The sequence below is a fragment of the Endozoicomonas sp. SESOKO1 genome (assembly GCF_024606265.1).
Classification (GTDB): Bacteria; Pseudomonadota; Gammaproteobacteria; order Pseudomonadales; family Endozoicomonadaceae; genus Endozoicomonas.
Map to the genome: position 1 here is coordinate 13,049 of NZ_JAHHPP010000330.1, position 18,864 is coordinate 31,912.

Genomic DNA, 18,864 nt, shown 5'->3' on the forward strand with positions numbered 1-18,864 from the left:
ACTTATCTCACCGAATAAACGACGATTACCTTGTTTTTTTCAAAGACCTTGAAATTAAGGTCAATGCCCAGGGCGGCGATATCACTGGCCAGGTCCGTCAATACGGCCCTGAAACTGCCTTGATACGCCGTCGCATTGGCAAACTCTACCGTTTTATCGGTATTCCATTTCACCACATAGTCATGCTCGGTTGCCCAGCGCACGAACATATCCTCAGTCTTGTCATAGGTGTTCAGGTGCAGGACCGGATACTGTTTTTCCGGTTCCACCCACACGTCAGCAGAACCCGCTTCATCCACAGGGCCGGTGGTCATCTCCACAGGCTCCATGCCATTGTTCACACTGCTTTCAATAACAGACGCAGCTGCAACGCTGTCGGTACTGGCCACTGCGGAATTGGCTGTGCAGATCGCAGCCAGCAGCAGACCGATACCAATATCTCTCTTGTTAAACATCTTCTGGTTCCTCGCACCACTGGAAAGCTATAAATGACAGGGACTTCGGATTTCTGAGGACCGAGCCATAATTTTTCTGGTCCAAATTACTGTTGCCACCCGGAGGTTCAGCATCAAGGACATCGTTCTCAATACCGATAGCCGCACTGACCAGCCACTTACGCTCTGACACAGTCTCAACTTTTTCCCAATCGATCGTCACGGCAGACACAAGCGCATGGAGACCATCATCTAATGTACCGTCGGACTGTTTGCTCTCTTCAGTAAACTCGGCATTGACACCTGCCGAGCTAAACGAACTCACCACTGCGGAAAACTTGTTGTCAAAACCGGTGGGGCAAGTAATCATGTCGATTTCTGCCGGCGGTTGAACATGTCCGGCACTGCCTTCAAACGTCTCGAAAGAAGCCTCGACAGGCGTTCTTGACCTGGCATTCTCATCATCACTGCTCCTGAAGGCAATCGCGCCAGTATCCACAAGATCAAATTGGGACAGATCAAGTGACACCTCGTCTTCTACTTCACTGTGAGCGATGGTCATGCAGCGCTCCGAGGTATTGGTGGTTCCACTCCAGCAAAGATCAGCGCCAGAGTCCATCTCGTTAGAACCGTCAATCAACAGCGCTTCCCCGGAAAAGGACTGCGTAGACAGAGTCAGCGCAATTCTCTGCCCATCCGTAAGCGTAAAGAAAAGATTTCGGGTCGCTTCATCAAGCTCCAGCATGTCGCTGTAGCTGTAACTGAACTGGTTGGGATCGGTCGGCACGGCCACCAATTCCAGTTGTGGGTTATCGTTCGGCCCGCTGATAATGACCTTACTGAACTCCACGGCAATACCAAGGCCCTGGTTGGCATCCGCCGCCTGCACAAAGCTGGCGATATCCACCACCGCAGTAAGGGGAGACCCGGAGTACACATAATAACTGATGGATTGACCCACTGAGTCACGGTTGGCAGCAGGGCCGCGAAACCGCAGAGCGGTACCGGCATATTCCAGATCCCAAAGATCGTCAACACCCTCACTGCACTGGAGAAACAGATTGGCACCTTCGGGTACATAGCCAAGCCCCTGTGGCTGGGTCCGCCCATCAAAACAACTGGACTGTTTTAACCAGTCAACCTTTTCGCCATCCGGCAATCCCAACGCGCCAATAAATACCCGATCGGTGATATGACCGACAATATCATCCGGGAATACATGCTCAAGCTCACCGCCATGATAGTTATTCTGCAGCAATGGGTTCAGCTGTCGGTTAACATTCTTGTAGCTGGAATAACGCTGGATATTGTCCGTCAGATGCACCAGTTTTGAAGCGACATGTTCTTTGGATTTAATAACTGCCTGCTTCTGCGCATACAAGCCCATATAGGACAGGATTACACCCAGTACGCTGACAGCGATTATAATTTCCAAAAGGCCAAAGCCTCGTTGTCTATACATGGACTATAACCTTTTATCATTTACACGGTACTGATTATTGCCAGCTAGTGAACAGTAAAAACAAAATAAAATGGGGAATAAAACAGGAAGCTTTAATTTTGATAGAAAAAAATTTTTGGCTATTAAACTGATAGGAATCAAAACCGAAAACAGACATCCATGTCAGTTTTCAGGTCATTACCGATTAGCTGTTGCCGAGCAGTACAGTATAGGTAGCACCTTCGTCAGTACCACACAGATTTGAAACATGTGTCATGTTAGTCAAATCCAGATTATTTGCACCACCATTAGGTGCCTGAAGAACCGCCGCACCGGCAGTTCCTGCTGCAGCGGTAGCAGCTTGATAGGCAGTTGCTGGTTTTGCAGATGTTGCGCCTGCTTGCACCTCAATATATGGGAACATTTCAACGGTGTTCGTCACCAACTGACGACACTGATCCAAAGATAACCCCTCGTATGCAAGCGCAAACGCTTTGTTATCGTCAGCATTCAACCTGTCAAATGCATAAATTGGGATTATCTCACCGGTGAAGGCATTTTTAACATCATCCTCAGCCACACGACCCAAACCAAGCAGCCCATTAGCAACGTCAATCGCCCCAGCCCGATCTGTAGAAGCCGGGTATTTACCCAAATTACGATACGTCTGAGTCATGGCAATCTGAGCGGTGTTTGCCGCCTGAGTTGCTTTGGTCATGTTCTGGGCATCAATAGCACGCTGAGCCAGAACAACAACACCCGCAGAAACAACACCGATAATACCCAGGGCGATGATGATTTCCAAAAGAGTCATACCCTTCTGTTTTTTCATGCCCAACATGGCTTTTCTCAGGATAGTACGCTGGAACTTTTTCATTTTGATAACCCAAAAATTCAAGATTTAAAGAAATCACAGACTTTGCGAGAACTTTTTCAATATGCTTGCTGTGTGGTTGTATTTTTCCCCAATTCATTTTTTTTTTTTAGTCGGTAGATATTCCTGTTGTATAAGTATTTTGGTGCTATTAAATTACGTAACTACTTTTTCCATGTTTAGCTAATTACCTATCCAGCCCTGTTGTATGAAAACCAGTCACGTTCTCCATTTAGGCACAACCATCCTGCCAATGCGTAAAAGTACTGCCGGGCATTATCGACTTTATCTTGAAAAATAATTGAAGCAGCGGGTAGCTCATCATTTCGATGAGTTGTTAGTAATCAGTAAGTTAATTCAGGACTAAAGCCGTCGCCGGGCTTTTGGTCATCATTGCGCAAAGTCAACCTTGTGCAAAGTGACTCTATACCAGTCCCAGAGAATCCAACAATTCGCTCACAGGCTTAAATGAACGACGATGGAATGGAGCAGGCCCCAGTTTCCTTAATGCCTCCAGGTGCACCCTGGTGGGATAGCCTTTATGACTGGCGATGCCATAACCCGGCCACTCGCCATCCATAATCAACATTTCCCGGTCCCGGGTCACCTTGGCAATAATGGACGCAGCCGCAATCTCAGGCACACGGCTATCGCCTTTTACAATGGCTTCAGCGCGGCAGGAAAGCGCTGGGCAGCGGTTGCCATCGATATAAGCCAGTCCGGGTGTGACCGATAACCCTGCAACGGCCCGCTGCATGGCCAGCATGGTGGCATGGAGAATATTCAGTTCATCGATTTCTGCTACGTCAGCCCTGCCCAGCGACCAGGCCAGGGCATCACGACAAATAATGTCAAACAGTGCCTCCCGCCGTTTTTCCGACAGTTTTTTGGAATCATTAAGACCTTCAATCGGGCAGGCAGGATCGAGAATGACGGCAGCAGCAATCACCGGCCCACACAAAGGGCCTCTGCCCACTTCATCAACACCGGCAATGATTATTCCTGTGTCACTGGATTCAAACTCGTAAAATTGATTTTGCTTCATTGGCTCTTAGCCCGCTGAATGACCGACATCACCGCCTCAAAGGCCAACCTGCTGGCATCCTGCTTCAGTTGATGGTGAATCTCTGTGAAAGAGTGCCGCAGAGCGTCCCGGTAATCCTGATCCTCAATCGCCCGCTTCATAAAACCATGAAGGTTTTCAGGGGTAGCCTCGTTCTGTAACACTTCAGGTACCAACGCCCTGTTGGCCAGCAGGTTTGGCAGAGAGACATAGTTAACCTTAACCATCCGGCTGATAATGGCATAACTGAGTGGTGCCATTTTATAACTGACCACCAGCGGTTTTTTATGCAGGGCAGCTTCAAGAACAGCGGTTCCCGAGGCGATCAGAACCCCATCCGATGCCGCCATAACCGACTGTGCCTGACCATCATAGACGGTTACGTCAAGGTCCGGAAACTCACTGACAATGGCCAGAACCTGCTTTTTTCGTCGTTTATTGGCGCAGGGAATTAAAAAACGGGCATCGGGAAAGTCCTTTCTGAGCAGGCGCGCTGTCTCAAGAAACAATTGCCCAAGTTTGACGATCTCTGTTTTGCGGCTTCCCGGCAAGAGTCCGATCAGAGGCCATCCACCATGGCTGACACCCAGTGACTGTCTGGCGGCATCCTGATCAGGATTCATCGGAATCTGGTCAGCCAGGGGGTGGCCGACAAAGGTCACAGGTACTCCATGATCCCGGTAATAGTCCGCTTCAAACGGCAGCAGTGCCAGCATATGGTCGACAGCGTGGCGGATTTTCTTCAGGCGGCCTTCACGCCAGGCCCATACCTGGGGGCTGACATAATGCACGGTTGGAATGCCGGAAGCTTTCAGCTTGCGCTCAAGTGCCAGGTTAAAATCAGGGGCATCAATACCAATAAATACATCGGGCTGATCCGCAATCAGCCGCTCCCGTAATTGTTTTCGGATGCCCAGCAGTTCACGAAGGCGGCCCAGAACCTCAACCAGCCCCATCACCGACAGTCGCTCCATTGGGAACAGGCTGTCAAAGCCTTCTGACTTCATCAGGGGACCGCCAATACCATAGCAATAGGCATCTGGATAATGTCGCTTGATTTCCCGGATCAACCCGGCCCCGAGAATATCCCCTGAGGCCTCTCCGGCAACCAATGCAACACGTAATGAAGGAGCTGCCGATTGCATCACCGGGTTATACCGCGGGTCGATGACTTCAGAGAGTCAATCAGCAGCTGAATTTCCGGAGACGGCTCCATGCTTTCCAGCCGGTCAATCGCTTCAGCCGTTCTCAAACCCTGACGGTAAATGACCTTATAGCACTGTCGCAGTTTGCTGATCAGTTCAGGCGTGTAGCCCCGGCGACGCATGCCTTCAAAGTTCATGCCATGGGCTTTGGCCGGATTACCACTGGACATGATAAATGCCGGTACATCTTTGAACAGCGCCGTATGGGCAGCGCTCATGCTGAAAGCGCCAATCCTGCAGAACTGGTGGACAGTGGTGTAACCACCCAGTATGACGCTATCACCAACCATCACATGACCGGCAAGTGCCACATTGTTAGCAATAATGCAGTTGTCGCCTATAACACAGTCATGGGCCACATGAACGCAGGCCATCAGCAAATTGTTGCTGCCAATGGCGGTCAGCCATTGGTCCTGGATCGTGCCACGATGGATGGTGCAGCCTTCACGGATAACATTGTTATCACCGATCACCAGGCGAGTGGGTTCACCCGCGTATTTTTTATCCTGGCATTCTTCACCAACACTGGAGAACTGAAAAATACGGTTATTTTTCCCGATGACTGTCGGGCCCTTGATCACCACATGGGAGTTGATGCGGGTACCCATACCCACTTCAACACCCGGCCCGATATAAGTCCACGGTCCAACTTCTACGTCTTCACCAATACGGGCACCCGGTTCGACAATAGCCGTGGGATGAACCCTGGCAGTTGGATGAATATCTGCTTTCAGCGGGCTAACGGCTTCGACAGCCCTGGCAGAATCAGTAACGGAGGGTGTGTCGCTCAAGATTTTATTTCCTTTCTTGCACACGTAACTTCTGCAGAGCAGACCATATTACCATCAACCACCGCCTCACAGGCAAATTTCCAGATATCCCGTTTCAGTGCCAGCAGTTTTGAACGAAGAATCAACTGATCACCAGGAACCACCGGTGTGCGAAAACGCACTTTATCCACTCCGGCGAAATAGTAGATGGTATCGCCATCCGTCTTGCGAATGTGATAACCAAGGATACCTGCCGACTGAGCCATCGCTTCAATAATCAACACCCCCGGCATCACCGGATGCTGAGGGAAATGACCATTAAAATGTGGCTCATTGCTGGATACATTTTTAAGACACTCGATGGTGCCATTTTCTATATCCACATGAAGAATCCGATCCACCAGTAGAAAAGGATACCGATGGGGCAGGATCTCCTTAATTTCCTCAATTCGTCTCATTCGCCATAAACTCTAATCTTCGATAACAGAAAAAGGCTGGAGAACCAGCCTTTTCTTTATCGCAACAATCCTCACCGGTGGTTAACAGAGGGCGTCCAGTGTACTCATTATCAGTATCACGACTTCTCCAGCTGCTTAACCCGCCTGGCCAGATCATCCAATTGCCGGAAACGAACCACGTTTTTCCGCCACTCACGGCTCTCCATAAAACCGGTACCCGAAGAGTAGGAACCAGCCCTGGTAATTGAGCGCGTAATCATGGCCATGCCACTGATAAACGTACCATCGGCGATGGTCAGATGACCGGCAAAACCGGCTGCTCCGGCAATAGTACAATTTTTACCAATCGCTGTACTTCCGGAAATACCGACACCGGCCGCAATGGCCGTGTTTTCGCCAATCACCACATTGTGAGCAATCTGGATCAGGTTATCCAGGCGGACACCATTGTGTATCTCTGTATCACCCAGCGCACCGCGATCTATACAGGTGTTGTTGCCTATTTCAACATCGCTGCCGATCACCACACCGCCGATCTGCGCTATTTTGTACCAGCGACCATCGGAGTGGGCATTACCAAAGCCGTCACCACCAATCACCGCTCCGGAATGAATGATGGTCCGATCGCCGATGGTAACACCGTGGCAGATGGTAACGTTTCGATGCAGGTGGACACCGGCACCGAGCACGGAGTCGTGACCAACCACGGTACCGGCATCAATGCGTACACCCGCCGCAATCTGCACACCTGCCTCAATAACAACATTGGCACCGATAGCAGCGGTAGCATCAACCATCGCTGTCTGATCAACAACCGCACTGGGGTGGATACCTTCCTGACCACCGCGGTCAGGATCGAACAGTGACGACAGCCGGGCATAAGCCAGGTATGGGTTATCAATAATCAGGGCATTTCCGGAAAACCCACTGGCGGAATCAGGGCTGAGAATAACAGCACCGGCCTGAGTGGTTTCCAGATATTTGCCATAAGCCGGGTTAGCCAGAAAGCTTAACTCATGCCCCTGTGCATCCTGAAGGGTATTCAGGCCTGAGAGCTGCTTATCCCCATCTCCCTGCAGCCGGGCATCGCACTTATCTGCCAGTTGGGACAAAGTATAAACATCAGTCATGATTGATTACTTCATCTGGTTCAGGCTTTCAATAACCTTGCGGGTAATATCGATACCCGGGCTGGCATAGATGGCCATCTGGCGATCAATGACCAGGTCCAGCTTTAATTCACTAACGACTTTATCGATGGCAGCCTGCAGTTTTGGACGCAGTCTTTCACGCTCTGCATTATCCGCTTCTCCCTTTTCAGTCTGATACTGTCGTCCTTTCAGTTGCAAGTCTTCATACTTGCGCTGTAACTCCAGCTGACGAACTTTCAACTGATCGGCACTCAATGTCGGGCCATCTTTCTGCAGTTTTTCCTGCATATTACGAACTTCATTTTCCAGTTTCTGCAGAGCGACTAACTGGGGCTTGAAGGTGGCTTCAGACGTTTTGGCGTACTGTTTGCCAGCGTTGGATTCACTCAATACCATCAAGGTATCAAGCACACCGATTTTACTGCCGGTCGTGGCGGCATTGGCCAGAGGGGCCAGCAGAAACAGGGCCAGGAATGCCAGTCTGATCGATTTCAAAATAAATCTCCTGAAAACGGTTAAATGGTGCATTATAAAGAAAAGGTGCCTGATAGCACCTTTTAATTACGTAAAGCGCCCTCTTACAGGAGGGCAGAACACTATCAGAATGGCGTACCCAGAGAGAACTGGAAGGTCTGGGTTTCATCCTTGCCTTTGGCATTCAGGGCCTTGGCCAGACTGAAGGTCAGCGGACCAAGGGGGGTAATCCAGGTCAGGCCCACACCGGCACTGTAGCGCAGCTCACCCAGGTCCGGTTTGTAGCAATCAGTGACAAGGTCGGGATTGGCACAGGTGGTATCAAACACATTACCGAAATCAAAGAACACACTGGTTCTTAATGAACGCTGATCCTTGACAAACGGTAATGGGAATAGCACCTCAACCGTACCCTCAATCAGCACATCACCACCCATGCTGTTGTAGTCATCGTTGTTATCCCGCTGCGCAGCCTTTGGTCCAAGGGAGTTGTCCTTGAATCCCCTGACAGAACCAAAGCCACCGGCATAAAAATTCTCAAAGAACGGCATTTCTGAAGTGTCGCCATAGGCACCACCATAACCAAGGCGGGTGGCAAACCGTGCGGTTAAACTGCGGGTAATTGGCTGGAAATATTGTCCCCGATAAAGCAGCTTATAGAACGTGGTGGTTGAACCCGGTAAAGCAGCCGACAACGATACACTTTGGGAATAACCGGCCGTTGGTAAAAGCCCACGGTTCAGCTCTGACTGTGACCAGCCCAGCGACGTTTTGATATTGGTAAACTTGGTACCTTCTGCGGCGAGATAATCGATAATCGCCTGAGGCGTGCCAGAACCGGTGGTAATCTCAGTACCATCAATCCCGAGACTGAAATTAATGGACTCTGTTTCAGACAATGGATACCCGAAACGGACGTTACCGCCAAACGTGTCAGCCGCATAACTGGAGATGTCCGAATCACTGTAGTCATAAGTTCGATAGTAGACATCAAAACCGCGGGATACCCCATCAACGGTGTAATAGGGATCCATAAAGCTGAAATTGTAGAGCTGGCTGACATCACTTTTATTCAGACCAACCGTCACCTTGTTGCCAGTACCCAGGAAGTTGCTCTGGCTGACAGAACCACCGAGCAGCAGACCATCAGACTGGGAGTAACCGATACTGGCGGTCACACTGCCAGAAGGCTGCTCCTCTACGGTGTAATTCACATCAATCTGATCGCTGGTTCCGGGAACAGGCGGCGTTTCAACATTAACTTCCTTGAAAAACCCGAGACGCTCAAGCCGCACCTTGGACTGCTCAATCTTCTGGGTATTGGCAGAAGCGCCCTCCATCTGGCGCATTTCCCGACGCAGTACCTCATCATCGGTTTTGGTATTACCCGAGAAATTGATGCGACGAACGTAAGCTCTTCTGCCCGGATCCACAAAGAAGGTCAACTCAACGGTTTTGTTTTCATGATCCGGCTTTGGAATTCCCGTCACATTGGCAAAAGTGTACCCCTCGTTACCAAGGCGACGGCTCAGAATTTCTTCTGTGGTGGTGATCAGTTTACGGGAGAACACCTGATCCGGCTGGGCCAGCAGCAGCTTTTTGGCCTCTTCTTCCGGAATAATCAAGTCACCGGCAAGCTTGACGTCACTGATTGTGTACTTATCACCCTCGTCAACGTTGACCGTGATATAGACACTCTGCTTGTCAGGACTGATAGAAACCTGTGTGGAGGTAATATTAAAATTGATATAACCGCGATCAAGGTACCATGACCTCAAACGCTCAAGGTCACCGGACAGTTTCTCACGGGAGTATTTATCCGCAGAACTGAAGAACCGATACCACTCGGACTTCTGCAGCTCAAACAGGTCAATCAGCTCATCTTTGGGAAAGGCCGTATTACCCACAACATTGACATGCTGTATGGTAGCCACCTTGCCTTCCTTGACATTGATACGCAACTTCACCCGGTTACGGGGCTGCGCTTCAACATCGGCCGTGATCCTGGCACCATATCGCCCCTGGCCAACGTATTGGCGCTCAAGCTCAAGACGGATCGCTTCCAGTGTAGCCTGCTGGAAAATCTCACCTTCAGCCAGGCCGGAACGTTCCAGGCCAGTCATCAGGTCTTCCGTCTTGATGGCCTTATTGCCCTCGATCTCGATTGCACTGATGGAAGGTCGTTCAACAACCGCAACCACCAGCACATCACCTTCACGGGCCATGCGAATGTCATTGAAATACCCGGTTTGATAAAGCGCCCTGGCAGCCCCGGCAATATCCGGTGATTCAATATCATCACCAACCTCAACAGGCAGGGCATTAAATACAGTCCCGGCTGAAACCCGCTGAAGGCCATCAATCCGGATATCTGAGACGACAAAGGCCTGGGCAGCAGGCACGATGGCTAAAGAGCCAATCAGCAGAGACAACAGTGATCGCTTCATGGAATCCGTTCTTATCCGTGTTCATTTCGCATTAACGTGAAAAACATGCTCTTCAATTTCCACACCGCTATTCATGATTTGCAGATGCGCAGAGCGCAAAGTAATTTTCTTGCACCAGGATGATTGAAGGCATTATTGAAAGAGGCGACTGAGGTCGTTATACATGGCCAACATCATCACTCCAACAACAAAGGTTACCCCTATTTTCAAACCCAGTGTCTGTGTTTTCTCAGAAAGCGGCTTTCCCCTGACCATTTCAACAAGGTAGAAAAGCAGGTGACCACCATCCAGCACCGGAATAGGGAGCAGGTTCAACACCCCCAGGCTGACGCTCAACATGGCCAGAAAATAGAGAAAATTTTCCAGTCCGGACTCAAGCGACGCGCCAGCCACTTTAGCAATGGTTATCGGACCGCTCAAGTTTTTCACTGAAACCAGCCCGGCAACCATCTTCCAGAGGGACTCCAGGGTCATGCTGGTCAATGACCAGGTCGCCTGGGCACCTTTCAGCAACGAGTCAACCGGCCCGAACTGTAAGTGGCGAATCATGTTCTCAGGCCAGGAAACCGGTTGTACGCCAGCACCAATAAAACCGGTTGTCTCCCCATCAGTGGAGCGACTGCCCGGGGTTAACTGAATCTCCTGGCTGACACCACCCCGTTCAACCAGCAATTGCAGCGGCTTACCCGCATGGTTACGGATCACGTCAACAAAGTGCATCCAGTCAACGACGGTTTCTCCATTAACACGCAGGACTTTATCACCGGACTCCAGACCATCCCTCGCTGCTGCCCCATCCTCCGCTAACTGGCCAATCACCGCTGGGATGTCAGGAGAGTATGGCACTATACCCAGAGAGCGAATGGGGTTTGGCTGCTCTTCATTAACCAGCCAGTCAACGATCGCCATGCTTTTATCGCGGACAGCCCCTTCAGGAACTTCCCCGGGTTCACCAGAGCGGACAGAGACATTAAGATTTCTGCTCTCACCAATGTAGGCCAGAAGCTCCATATTTACCGCCTGCCAGCCCGGCGTTTCCACACCGTTCACGGCAACGATTTCGTCTCCGGAATGAATGCCTGCAACGGCAGCCGGTGAATCGGGAACCACTTCACCCACCTGTGGCATCAGGGTACGAACACCCACCATATACATCAGCCAAAGGGCAAAAACGGCCAGCAGAAAGTTAGCGGCAGGCCCGGCAGCAACAATCACAATCCGGGAAAGGACGGGCTTGCTGTTAAAGGAAAGGTGCTGTTCATCAGCAGGTACCGGCCCTTCCCTCTCATCAAGCATTTTGACATAGCCACCCAGCGGTATGGCCGCAATGCTGTATTCAGTGCCGTGACGGTCAGTCCAACTCCACAATGACTTGCCAAACCCCACGGAGAAGCGGAGAACCTTGACACCACAGCGCCGGGCAACCCAGAAGTGACCATATTCGTGAATACTGACCAGTATTCCCAGGGTCACCACGAAAGCAAATAGGGTTTGCGCTGAACCGGCAATATCCGACAAGAGTGATTCAAAAATCATGCAACACCCTGCATTTGTGAAACCTGTTTCTGCGCCAGATAGCGAGCTTCCCTGTCAGCTTCCAGCACTTGATCCATATCCCGGGCACTCATGACCGGCAAGGTCTGCAATGTTGCATCAATCACTTCAGGTATACGGTCAAAACGCAGTTTGCGTTCCAGAAATGCATCAACGGCAATTTCATTGGCAGCATTGAGCATAGCAGCTGCGGTACCACCGGTGCGTGCCGCATCCTGGGCCAGTTTCAGGCAACGATAACGCATCATATCCGGAGCATAGAAGTCCAGTCTGGCGATCTCGGTCAGGGACAGGGGAGCAACACCGGAGGGTATTCTTCCCGGCCATGCCAGGGCGTGGGCAATGGGCGTTCTCATGTCGGGATTTCCCATCTGGGCAAGTACCGAGCCGTCCTCATAATCCACCATTGAGTGGATGATGCTTTGCGGATGAATCACCACCTCTACCTGCTCAGGGCGGGCATCAAACAACCAGCACGCTTCAATAAACTCCAGCCCCTTATTCATCATCGTGGCAGAGTCTACCGAAATTTTACGCCCCATACTCCAGTTTGGATGGGCACAGGCCTGTTCAGGGGTAACAGCGGCAAAACTTTCCACCGGCGACTGTCGAAATGGACCTCCGGAAGCGGTCAGCAATATTCTTCTGACCCCTGCCCGATCAAGGCCCCTGTGGTGATCAGCAGGCAAGCACTGAAAAATGGCGTTGTGCTCACTATCAATAGGAAGGAGTACAGAGCCAGACGCCTTGACCGCATCCATGAACAACGTACCGGTCATCACCAGCGTTTCCTTGTTCGCCAGGAGTATTTTTTTTCCGGCACGAACAGCGGCCAGGGTTGGCGATAGCCCTGCAGCACCGACTATAGCGGCCATAACCACATCAACATCACCATCGGCCGCCACCTGGTTCATGGCATCCAGGCCGGATTCAACAGAAATTTTCAGGCCTTCAGACTGAAGATCTGCCCTTAAATTGCTGGCTGCCTGATCATCCGCCATAACGATATATTGCGGCCGGAACTGACGAGCCTGTTCCAGCATAAGATCTGCATTTTTGCCCGCTATTAAAGAGTGAACGCTGTATTGATCCGGATTGCGGGCAATAACATCCAATGTACTTTTACCAATGGACCCTGTGGATCCCAACACACAAACCCGCTGTCTGCCAGATTGAGAGCATGATACGGTCATGACCTATACTCCCCTGGTTATCATGATATAAAGCGTAAATATCGGAACGGCCGCAGTCAGGCTATCAATTCGGTCGAGCACACCACCATGACCCGGCAGCAGGTTGCCACTGTCCTTGACACCCCGGTAACGTTTCAAAACACTTTCCCAGAGGTCGCCCAGAACGGAAACCAGAACGGTCAGTATGGTCAGTGTCAACAGTGACACCCCCTGAGCAAAGCTGACACTGCCAAGCAACGTCACAAGGCTTGAAATCAGCATGGAAAACAGTAACCCCCCAACCAGTCCCTCAAGGGTTTTTTTGGGGCTGACCCGCTCGATAAGCTTTATTTTACCGAAACGTTTGCCAGCAAAATAAGCACCGCAGTCTGCCGCCCAGACCATGACCAGAAGGGTAACGATCAACCAGCCTGAGTCTGTCATTTGTTTGAGTTGATAAAGACCCAGCCATGCCGGCACCAGGGTCAGCAAACCCGTCATCAACCTGAAAGCCCTGCTCTCAAGCAAGGACCCGCTCCCTGGATATTGCTTGACAAGAATAAAAGCGATCAGCCACCAGACGGCAGCCAGACCAAGGATCAGATAGGGAGACAAAAAAAGTGTCAGACCACAGAAAGCACCAATAGCCAACACATAGGCCAGACGTACAGATCGTTGTTCAAAACCGGAGAGGTTTGCCCACTCCCAGGCCGCCACCATAATGATAGCGGCAATAAAGACACCAAAACCGGCCAACGGCAATAGAAACACGCCTGCCAGGGCAACTGGCGCCAATAAAAGCGCCGTTATAATTCTTTGTTTCAGCACAGTGTTTCAGCCTCCACCTGCTCGCTGGTTTTGCCAAATCGTCGCTGGCGACGGGCATAGCTTAGCAGTGCCTGCTGTAATTCTTCACGGCCAAAATCAGGCCACAAGGTATCGGTAAAATAAAATTCACTGTAAGCACATTGCCACAACAGAAAGTTACTGATTCGCTGCTCACCACTGGTACGAATCAAAAGGTCCGGCGCGGGTAAACCGGAGGTACTGAGATGCTGCTCAAGCGTTGACTCATCAATACTTTCCGGTTCAAGCTCGCCACGGGCCACTCTTTCTGCCAGTTGCCGTGCAGCAGTAGCGATATCCCACATGCCACCATAGTTGGCAGCAATCACCAGCGTCACCAGATAATCATCAGAAGTCAGCGTTTCTACTTCTTGAATGTATTTCTGGATTTCAGGACTGAATCGGGTAACGTCACCGATCACCTTCAGCCTGATGCGATTTTCCTTCAACCGCCGGGCCTCTCGCTTGAGAACCCCCAGGAAAAGGCGCAAAAGTCCGTTCACTTCAATGACCGGTCGATTCCAGTTCTCACTGCTGAAAGCAAACAGCGTGAGCACTTCAACACCCTGGTCAACGCAGGCTTCAACCACTTCACGAACCCGGTTAACACCCGCGCGATGCCCGGCAAGCCCGGGCAGGTGTTTCCGTTTGGCCCAACGGTTATTACCATCAAGAATAATAGCCACATGGCGCGGCAGCCTCTCTTGCGGAACTCCCTGAATGCCGCTTTTTCCCTGTAATAATGTATTGGCCATGGATTAAGACGATCTGAAAATTGGCAGGTAAAAAAAAAGTGTAACAATAGAACCTTGCAGGAGCCTGCCGTAAAAAGCAAGCACCCACAACGTATCAAAAGACAACTGACGCCTGAAATTTCGCCGTCATTGCATCCTTTTTCCTGCCGGAAATACCCGACAGGGCAATGACGCCAAACCAGTACTGTCAGCCATTAGATCGCCATTAAATCTTCTTCCTTGGCAGACAGGTATTTATCAACTTCAGCAATAAATTTATCCGTCAGCTTCTGAACATCGTCCTGGCCACGACGTTCATCGTCTTCACTGATCTCTTTTTCCTTTTCCAGCTCCTTGATATCCGCCAGGGCATCACGGCGAATATTGCGGATGGCAATGCGGGCGTTCTCCGCATCCTGACGCGCCTGACGAATATAGCCCTTACGGGTTTCCTCGGTCAGCGGTGGCAGGGGAATACGAATAACCTCACCGGCCGTTGAAGGATTCAGACCCAGGTCAGACTTCAGAATCGCCTTCTCAATGTCAGGGACAATCTGCCGTTCCCAGACACGCACCGCAAGCGTACGACCATCTTCAACAGAAACGTTAGCCAGCTGACTCAGCGGCGTTTCTGAGCCGTAGTAAGAAACCCTGATACCATCAAGAAGGCTTGGGTGAGCTCGACCGGTACGAATCTTGTTGAAAGCAACCGTCAACGATTCAATGGTTTTGCCCATACGGTCTCTGGCATCATCTTTAATCTCATTGATCATCATTAACCCCCGTTTACCAGTGTTCCTTCATTACCGCCGACCACAAGATTCAACAGCGCGCCGGATTTGTTCATGTTAAATACCCGAACCGGCATCTGCTGGTCTCGTACCAGGCAAATCGCTGTTAAATCCATAACGCCCAGTTTGCGCTCCAGGACATCATCGTAGGTCAGCTGATCAAATTTAACCGCATCAGAATGCTTTACCGGATCCTTGTCATAGACACCGTCAACCTTGGTGGCCTTGAGGACAGCATCGGCGCCCACCTCAATGCCTCTCAGACAGGCTGCTGAGTCGGTGGTAAAAAACGGGTTTCCGGTACCGGCAGAAAAAATCACCACATCACCAGAGTTGAGATACCTCATGGCACGGCGATGATCATAATGCTCAACAACGCCACTCATGGGAATGGCGGACATAACCCGGGTATTAATATTGGATCGTTCAAGGGCATCACGCATGGCAAGGGCATTCATCACGGTTGCCAGCATCCCCATATGATCGCCGGTTACCCGGTCAAGGCCTGCAGCACTGAGGGCCGCGCCACGAAAGAGGTTTCCACCACCAATAACGATACCAACCTGTACACCGATCCCTACTAACTGACCGATTTCCAGGGCCATTCGATCCAGGACCCTGGGATCAATACCAAACTCACCCTCACCCTGAAGGGCTTCACCACTGAGCTTCAGCAGTATACGCTTGTATTTTGGTTGACTATCACTTGCCGGCATGTTCAGTTTCCGAGTCTGGTTGGCTAAATTACACTCACGGATAGACACGAAAAGGCCAACCCAATGGGCTGGCCTTTTTATTACAGTCCTGCCTGAGCGCGGACTTCAGCAGCAAAGTCCACTTCTTCTTTCTCGATACCTTCACCCACTTCAAAACGGACGAAGCCGGTTACAGTAGCGCCGGCTTTACTGGCCAGGGCACCAACGGTGGTATCAGGGTCTTTAACGAAAGGCTGTTCAACCAGGCTGCTTTCTGCCAGGAACTTGCTGATACGGCCTTCAATCATCTTCTCGATGATGTTGGCAGGCTTGCCAGACTGTTCAGCCTGGGCCTTGAAGATTTCTTTCTCTTTTTCTACCAGCTCTGCCGGCATGTCTTCCTTGTTAACCACCTGAGGATTAACAGCGGCGACGTGCATGGCGATATCACGGGCCAGTTCAGTATCACCACCTTCCAGCTGGGTGAGGACAGCGATGCGGTTGTTACCGTGAACGTAAGAACCGATAACGCCGCCTGCAACGATAGCAATACGACGAACACCGATGTTCTCACCAATCTTCTGAACCAGCGCCTGACGGGCTTCTTCCAGTTCGCCTTCCATCAGGGCATTGACGTCTGCTTCCTTACGGGCAAAAGCAGCGTCAACCACCTGCTGAACGAAGCCCAGGAAGTTGTCATCACGGGCTACGAAGTCAGTTTCACTGTTGACTTCAACCAGCACACCAAAGCTGGCATCGTCAGCCACTTTAACGGTTACAATACCTTCTGCCGCGATACGACCGGCTTTCTTGGCCGCTTTTGCCTGTCCGGACTTACGCATCTCTTCGATTGCAACTTCAATGTCACCCTGTGCTTCAACCAGTGCTTTCTTGCACTCCATCATGCCCAGGCCTGTTCGCTCACGCAGTTCTTTTACCAGTGCTGCACTAATAGCTGCCATGGTTGATTCCTCTCAAATTGACCGTCTTTTTATGCCACCATCTTAAATAAAATAAAATCGGCATAAAAGAATAGTTATCTGTACATCGGAAAAAAGGGGGCAAAGCCCCCTTACTTTTTTCCAAAATCGGCAAACAGCACCTTCTATTGCTGCAGGACCAGCTTACTCAGATGCTGCCTGAAGCCGGATCTTCGAAGCCTCAGGCTTCTTCAGAACCTTCCGCTTCTTCAGCCTTGGGAGCTTCCTCAGCCACAGAAGGCTCTTCGATTTCGACAAACTCGTCTTCAGCACCAGTGCTTGCACGGGTACGACCTTCCAGAATCACATCAGCAGCAGCCTTCAGGTACAGCTGGATAGCACGGATCGCATCATCGTTACCCGGAATGATGTAGTCCACACCTTCAGGGCTTGAGTTGGTATCAACGATACCAATAACAGGGATACCCAGCTTGTTGGCTTCCTGGATGGCAATACGCTCATGCTCAACATCGATAACGAACAGAGCGTCTGGCAGACTGCCCATATCCTTGATACCGCCCAGGCTGCGATCCAGTTTTTCCAGATCACGGCTGCGCATCAGCGCTTCTTTCTTGGTCAGCTTTTCAAAAGTACCGTCGTCACGCTGACTTTCAAGATCACGCAGACGCTTGATGGACTGACGAATGGTCTTGTAGTTGGTCAGCATACCACCCAGCCAGCGGTGATCAACGTAAGGCATGCCACTGCGAGTAGCTTCTTCACGAATGATTTTGCCAGCAGCGCGCTTGGTACCAACAAACAGAACCTTGTTCTTGCCTTCAGCCAGTTTGCCGATAAACTGCAGGGCGCCATTAAAGGCAGGCAGGGTGTGCTCAAGGTTGATGATATGAATTCTGTTGCGCGCACCAAAGATGTACTTGTTCATCTTTGGGTTCCAGTAGCGGGTCTGGTGGCCGAAGTGCACGCCAGCCTTGAGCATGTCACGCATAGTGACTTGAGTCATGGGAATCTCCTGATTCAGGGTTATGCCTCCAAACACCCCATGCATTCGACCAGGCCCTCACAGAAAAAAGCATCCCTGAAAAGAGCTGGCACCCGGAATGATGTGTCGGTGAATGTGAGATCTATTTTCAACAGTTAGTTAAGCAGGGTTTATTTTGCCCAGCCCTGAGACTGAACGCAATGCGCCCCATCCTGAAATCGCATCTCGAAATCAAGTGGCGCTTTATACCATATCCGGGCCATTTTCGAAACTTTTTCTGACGACTGCACTTACATCCCCAACAGCACTATGATCAGCAGGAATTTCAACCCGGGTAGTGATGGCAGCCGGTTGACTCCGCGGCGTGCTGATGGTTCTGTTTTCTAAACAGACTTTCATTATTGGGCGAAATACGGCTTCATTAAATACGGCGAGGATAAACCCGTAACCAAAACCCATGACCGCTCCCAAAAGTGGCTGCGGATTCCCGATAGTGTGCAAAGGCCAATACCCATCCCGCTGCAATGCGAGGGAGTTGCCCAGCATCTCACCGCCTGCACCCAGGGCTGTACCAAGGGAAACAACGGCCAGCCCCCGCCAGTACTTTTTTGCATCGTCAGACCTGTACCAGGGGGTGGTTGTTGGGCGCTCATCAACAGATCCGCTTGCATCGATATCAATGCCAGGGTTGCCAGAAATATCAATATAAGAGGTATGGGTACCAGTAATCATGGTTCCGGGATTCATACAGGCGCTCTCCATAAATCGGCCATAAACCAGCCAATAATCAGTGATTTTAAGAATTAAAACAGATTCATTTATTATCAATTTC

At 50.7% G+C, this 18,864-nt stretch carries 19 protein-coding genes; all 19 read right to left on the reverse strand.

Features of this window, described 5'->3' with window-relative positions; genetic code table 11:
* Positions 1-2 precede the first annotated feature (2 nt).
* On the reverse strand, positions 3-455 hold the full coding sequence (locus KDK13_RS19060) for a TcpQ domain-containing protein (RefSeq protein ID WP_306671152.1): 453 nt from the start codon (positions 453-455) through the stop codon (positions 3-5).
* Entirely contained in the window at positions 448-1,896 is a 1,449-nt protein-coding gene (locus tag KDK13_RS15025; RefSeq protein ID WP_257285787.1) for a prepilin-type N-terminal cleavage/methylation domain-containing protein, read from the reverse strand. Before KDK13_RS15025 ends, KDK13_RS19060 begins: the two co-directional genes overlap by 8 nt.
* A gap of 184 nt (positions 1,897-2,080) precedes the next feature.
* The gene (locus KDK13_RS15030; protein ID WP_257285788.1) at positions 2,081-2,773 is read right to left on the reverse strand and encodes a type IV pilus major pilin; all 693 of its coding nucleotides are present in this window, start codon (positions 2,771-2,773) and stop codon (positions 2,081-2,083) included.
* Positions 2,774-3,173: 400 nt separating this feature from the next.
* Positions 3,174-3,794, reverse strand: a complete 621-nt coding sequence (gene rnhB, locus KDK13_RS15035) for a ribonuclease HII (protein WP_257285789.1) — start codon at positions 3,792-3,794, stop codon at positions 3,174-3,176.
* A complete protein-coding gene (lpxB, locus tag KDK13_RS15040) occupies positions 3,791-4,957 on the reverse strand; it encodes a lipid-A-disaccharide synthase (protein WP_257285790.1) in 1,167 nt (388 codons plus the stop codon). The genes rnhB and lpxB overlap by 4 nt, the downstream gene beginning before the upstream one ends.
* Positions 4,957-5,739: an acyl-ACP--UDP-N-acetylglucosamine O-acyltransferase gene (lpxA, locus tag KDK13_RS15045; protein ID WP_257285804.1), complete on the reverse strand. Its 783-nt coding sequence runs from the start codon at positions 5,737-5,739 to the stop codon at positions 4,957-4,959. Before lpxA ends, lpxB begins: the two co-directional genes overlap by 1 nt.
* A gap of 65 nt (positions 5,740-5,804) precedes the next feature.
* Positions 5,805-6,245, reverse strand: a complete 441-nt coding sequence (fabZ, locus tag KDK13_RS15050; RefSeq protein ID WP_257285791.1) for a 3-hydroxyacyl-ACP dehydratase FabZ — start codon at positions 6,243-6,245, stop codon at positions 5,805-5,807.
* 116 nt (positions 6,246-6,361) lie between these two features.
* On the reverse strand, positions 6,362-7,375 hold the full coding sequence (gene lpxD, locus KDK13_RS15055) for a UDP-3-O-(3-hydroxymyristoyl)glucosamine N-acyltransferase (RefSeq protein WP_257285792.1): 1,014 nt from the start codon (positions 7,373-7,375) through the stop codon (positions 6,362-6,364).
* A gap of 6 nt (positions 7,376-7,381) precedes the next feature.
* Positions 7,382-7,891, reverse strand: coding sequence for an OmpH family outer membrane protein (locus tag KDK13_RS15060; protein ID WP_257285793.1), 510 nt, complete (start codon positions 7,889-7,891; stop codon positions 7,382-7,384).
* A gap of 104 nt (positions 7,892-7,995) precedes the next feature.
* Complete coding sequence (bamA, locus tag KDK13_RS15065; protein ID WP_257285794.1) at positions 7,996-10,317, reverse strand: outer membrane protein assembly factor BamA; 2,322 nt, start codon at positions 10,315-10,317, stop codon at positions 7,996-7,998.
* Between the two features lie 132 nt (positions 10,318-10,449).
* Complete coding sequence (gene rseP / locus KDK13_RS15070; protein ID WP_257285795.1) at positions 10,450-11,853, reverse strand: sigma E protease regulator RseP; 1,404 nt, start codon at positions 11,851-11,853, stop codon at positions 10,450-10,452.
* Positions 11,850-13,064 (reverse strand): 1-deoxy-D-xylulose-5-phosphate reductoisomerase, encoded by a 1,215-nt coding sequence (gene ispC / locus KDK13_RS15075; RefSeq protein WP_257285796.1) that lies wholly within the window; start codon positions 13,062-13,064, stop codon positions 11,850-11,852. The genes rseP and ispC overlap by 4 nt, the downstream gene beginning before the upstream one ends.
* Positions 13,065-13,067: 3 nt before the next feature.
* On the reverse strand, positions 13,068-13,871 hold the full coding sequence (locus KDK13_RS15080) for a phosphatidate cytidylyltransferase (RefSeq protein WP_257285797.1): 804 nt from the start codon (positions 13,869-13,871) through the stop codon (positions 13,068-13,070).
* Positions 13,865-14,644, reverse strand: coding sequence for a polyprenyl diphosphate synthase (uppS, locus tag KDK13_RS15085; protein ID WP_257285798.1), 780 nt, complete (start codon positions 14,642-14,644; stop codon positions 13,865-13,867). The genes KDK13_RS15080 and uppS overlap by 7 nt, the downstream gene beginning before the upstream one ends.
* A 194-nt stretch (positions 14,645-14,838) precedes the next feature.
* On the reverse strand, positions 14,839-15,396 hold the full coding sequence (frr, locus tag KDK13_RS15090) for a ribosome recycling factor (protein WP_257285805.1): 558 nt from the start codon (positions 15,394-15,396) through the stop codon (positions 14,839-14,841).
* A 2-nt stretch (positions 15,397-15,398) separates the two neighbouring features.
* On the reverse strand, positions 15,399-16,130 hold the full coding sequence (pyrH, locus tag KDK13_RS15095) for a UMP kinase (protein ID WP_257285799.1): 732 nt from the start codon (positions 16,128-16,130) through the stop codon (positions 15,399-15,401).
* An 80-nt stretch (positions 16,131-16,210) separates the two neighbouring features.
* Positions 16,211-17,071 (reverse strand): translation elongation factor Ts, encoded by an 861-nt coding sequence (gene tsf / locus KDK13_RS15100; RefSeq protein WP_257285800.1) that lies wholly within the window; start codon positions 17,069-17,071, stop codon positions 16,211-16,213.
* 199 nt (positions 17,072-17,270) lie between these two features.
* On the reverse strand, positions 17,271-18,053 hold the full coding sequence (rpsB, locus tag KDK13_RS15105) for a 30S ribosomal protein S2 (protein WP_257285801.1): 783 nt from the start codon (positions 18,051-18,053) through the stop codon (positions 17,271-17,273).
* Positions 18,054-18,275: 222 nt separating this feature from the next.
* On the reverse strand, positions 18,276-18,864 hold a 589-nt coding region (locus KDK13_RS15110; RefSeq protein WP_257285802.1), incomplete at its 5' end, for a hypothetical protein.